We start from the raw sequence: 4288 nt of genomic DNA, 5'->3' as shown, positions 1-4288 counted from the left end.
CACCAGGGGCACGATCTGATATGTCTCGATCAGTTTTTGATTGATCTCTGCCAAAGCCCTAGCATGAGCCATGCTGGGTACAGTGACGCGGACGATTTCACAACCGATCTCGTGGAGACGGCGAATGCCACCGACCGCACCATCGATGTCCAATGTATCTTCATTAATCATCGACTGGACGACCACGGGATTTTGACCGCCGATCGTAATGTTGCCAACAGCGACAGGACGGGTCTTCCGGCGATGAATCGTGGTATCTGTACCTAAATTACTGTAAGCGGATGGACTTGGTGCTGGCAAGGTCTGCATATGCAAATAAGAGTGAAGATTTGGCTGCAACGATCTACCCTTCAGCTTGCCACAATTTGGCTCTTTTGGTAGCGACGATCGCGCTACTCGATCGGTGTGATTAATTTGGGCAGTTAACGATCGGGTAGACCGATCTTGGTGTAGTCTAATGAGTAATCAGCAAAAATACTGAAAGTAGCCATCATCAGGCTAGCTCGATCTACTCCCGATCGCCGCAGAGCCTGTTAAAATAGGGGCTAATATCGATCGCATCTGATGGTATATGTCTTAGCTATTGTGCAGATATTCAACCGCCAGATCGACTAGATTTACGCTCCTGCATTGTCGATCTTTTCTCTTCACCCCCGGACTTCCTACCCAGTTATTGCTCGTACTCTGCAATCATGTCTAATCAGCGTAGCTATTATCAGCCAAAGTTTTTACGTGAAATGCAATTGGGGCTGGTGGTCTATGGCGGTGTGTCCTTGGCAATCTATACCCATGGTGTCTGTCAGGAGTTTTATCACGCAGTCCGAGGTCGCGGCATCTATAAATTGGTCAAAGCTTTGACGGATGCGGATTTGGTCGTCGATCTGATCTCTGGCAGTTCGGCTGGTGGTGTCAATGGCATCTTGCTGGCTTTTGCGATTGCCAACAGCAATGCGCGCGAATTGGTAGATTACAGTAGATTTGCCAAAATTTGGCGCAATAGTGGCGATCTGCTCAAATTGCTCCAAAAACCAAATCTCTTTAAGCCGCAACCGAGCGCAGCAAATGCTCCCAGTCAGAGTTTTTATCAGCGGGGATTGATGACGACCGCGATCGAAGCGATCGAATATAAATTACCACGCTCATCCCAAGAATGGTTTTCGAGTACGAAAGAATTAGATTTGGCGATCGCCGGGACTGATTATCTCGGTAAAATAGATCGATCTCTCGATGAAAATACCCTCAATCTGAGATCGAAAAATCATCGGGCGATGTTTCGACTCAAACACCGCCAAGGCCGCAAAGAGCCATTCAATCCCTACTATAACGATCCCGATTTACCGCGATCGCCGAATGATACCTATCAAGCCTTAGTCAAATTGTGTCAGATTACGGCGGGAACGCCAGTAATTTTTCCACTGGTAGAAGTAGATTTACAAGATCGCAATAACTTAGTCGATCGCCAGTTGGTAACTTGGGGGAAATTATCAAAACATTACTCGCCAGATTTACCACTCGATCGCAGCGACAAATTATATTTTCTCGATGGTGGTTTGCTCGACAATGCCCCACTAACTTGCTTGATGAAGGAAGCCTATTATCGATTACCAAATCGAGCGGGCAACCGCAAATTGTTTTATGTCGATCCCAATCCCGATCGCGTACCAGATCGATTGCCACTAGGCAAGAATAGATCGGCACGGGCGGGTAAATTTTTGCAAGCCACAACTTTATCGATTCCGATCCATCAGAGTATTACTAACGATCTACGCACGATTCACGAACACAATCACAAAGTGCGTCGCTATCAAACCCTGATCGATCGCGCCGAGCAAGCGGTGGAATCTCAGCAATTATTAGAAAGTAGCGATCGCACTCAGTCGCAGATCTATTTACGGGGTAGATTATTTGACTTTAGAGATCGCAATTTGCCCTTACTTTTACATGCAGATCTGGGATCGCAAAATACCCAGTATTCAGTCACCCTCGATAAGATCGAGCGGATCTTGACTAGTAAATTTACGAACAATCAAGAACGCCACCACCATCACAAATTAATCGATCGATTTGAGTCGCAAATTATCGATTTAGATGTTGAATATAGTATCCGCCAACATTTTTACATTATCGATCGGATTGGCGATTTATTGGCGACAGAGCTAGAGATCGGCGAGCGCGAAAATTTGGAATGTTTGTCCAAGCAATTAAGCTGCAATATTAAGTTGCTAGAAGTAATTAGGTCTAGCATCGAGTTATTATTGAGCGATCGATCTGTGAGTAATTATTTTTATTACTTAATCAATCAAGAAGGCAACGATCGTCGGCTACGCGCACTAGTCTACGAGCTAATCTTTAGATTACATCGGTTTCTGTTAAATGGCACTAAATTTCAGACATTTATCCCCGATGCGGCATCGGGATCGAAGCTAGAAACAGTTGCTGTGTATTTTTGGTTGGATTTACCAGAGCTGGCAGCAAAAAGCGATCGCGAGCGGTGGTTATCCCAAGCCAGAATTTCGAGCGTCTTTGCTCAATTCAAACAACGGATTGCCGAGCTGCAACAGAGTAGCAATCTGCATCCAATGATTTGGGCAGATCGGGAATTAGAGTACGATAATGATTATAATCAAAGCTTTCCGAGTATTTTAAAGCAGATTGCCATCGCTGCGGAGATTGAGATCGAGAAATTTGGCGATCGCTATAGCAGTCAATTGTTAAAACAATGGCGGACTTTTGAAGCTCTCGATCGCGAGCTATATCCATTTGAATATCTGACTAGTCTGAATGAAAAAGAAATAGTTAATCCGATTTGTATCAGTCCCGAGAATGCCCAACTCGGGATGGGGAATGGTAAAAATAGTGAAGAAAAACTCGGCGGCGATAAGCTCTACAATATTGGCGGCTTTTTCAAAAAATCATGGCGATCTAACGATCTGCTCTGGGGCAGATTGGATGGCTTAAATCGGATCTTAGAAGGGACGATTACCCCCAAATCGGTAACGGCATTTGCCAATTTTGTCCAACGAGAAGCCGCCAATACGAATAGCGATCCGGCTCAATATCTAGACTGGCTAATTAATGAATCACTCCCACATCTATCTGGCGAAGAACGTCAAGTCATCAGCCAACATTTAACATATTTAGCCCAACCAGGATTGCGGATCGACAGGCTTGAACTCCAAAAGATTTTAGCAGATTTAGTACTCGCCGGACAGCGCGAAATCCTGACTAGCGACGTTCACTCCGCAATCGAAGGTATGGACGAGCAAACTGGCTGGTGGCGACTACCGGGCGATAGCACTCAAGTCCCGAACGAAAATTGGATCTCCAATCGGAGCGATCTAAATCCCTCATCACTCCCCACCTCCAATCCTAATACGATCGTCCGGATCGTCCAGCAATCACTCACCAATTTAGCTACCCAACAACAGAATTTCTTTCGTCATCAATATCGAATTGGTGTGGATAAACTCTGGGAAAATATGCCCTTGGTTAACTCGATTGATCTCTGTACCAAGATCGTCTTATTCCTGCGCGCGCTGCTCGTTAAAGCATTTAGAACCTCCACCCGCACCCAAACGATCGGCCATCCCCTGTATCACTGGCTGGATGGGATCTTACAATCGATTTATTGGTGGCTTCAGGGCGGCAGCATCAAGCTGGGTGCCGCGCATCGCCGCCCTCGAATTATTTTGCTCCAACTGGTGGGGATGATTACCGCGATTGGGGGGATCGTGTTGGCGTTACTGTTGTCGCCGCTGTGGTTGTTGGTATCGCTGCCCGGTGCGATCGCTTGTTGGTTTTTACAAACTATGCGCCTGAAACGGTTAACTGGCAATAAGAACAGTCCCTTTTTACCCCAATCGCGGGAATTTTAGCTAGGGCGAACAGAATTGGGCATGATGAAACCGAATAAAAAGCAATCTCAAGGACTGTATCGGTTGTTTCTGGTGAGGCAAGATTAGAAGGTGTTTGAAAAGTCAGTTTTTGCTTATCAATAGAGCTTCTATTTTCTCGTTAAATAATGTGAGTTCGGGATAAGGAAAACAGATTTGCTTCGCTCAAGCACCGCCCTGAACTAAAAGTTCGGGCTAGAAGCAAAAGTTCGTTTCAACGAACTAAGTGATTTGGCAGTTCGTTTCAACGAACTTTTGCTTTTAGCCCGAACTTATAGTTCAGGGCGGTGCTTGAGCGGAGCAGATCGATTTTTCTTATCCCGAACTCACGGTGGGTTAGTTGATAGTTGATAGCTCTACAAAATAAACAATCCTCGTCAACCACAAAGGTTGAC

At 45.6% G+C, this 4288-nt stretch carries 2 protein-coding genes; one reads left to right on the top strand and one right to left on the bottom strand.

Annotated elements, in window-relative coordinates; translation table 11 throughout:
* A partial coding sequence (locus tag RMO27_RS15570; protein WP_309734126.1) for a flavodoxin-dependent (E)-4-hydroxy-3-methylbut-2-enyl-diphosphate synthase occupies window positions 1-309 on the bottom strand: 309 nt, incomplete at its 3' end.
* A 383-nt stretch (window positions 310-692) separates the two neighbouring features.
* On the opposite strand from RMO27_RS15570, the gene RMO27_RS15565 reads away from it, so the two are divergent.
* Entirely contained in the window at window positions 693-3875 is a 3183-nt protein-coding gene (locus RMO27_RS15565; RefSeq protein WP_309734123.1) for a patatin-like protein, read from the top strand.
* The last annotated feature ends 413 nt before the right edge of the window (window positions 3876-4288 follow it).

The sequence above is a fragment of the Chamaesiphon sp. OTE_75_metabat_556 genome (assembly GCF_031378165.1).
GTDB lineage: Bacteria > Cyanobacteriota > Cyanobacteriia > Cyanobacteriales > Chamaesiphonaceae > Chamaesiphon.
Note: the sequence above shows the minus strand (reverse complement) of the source record. Positions and strands in the feature narration are given on the sequence as shown.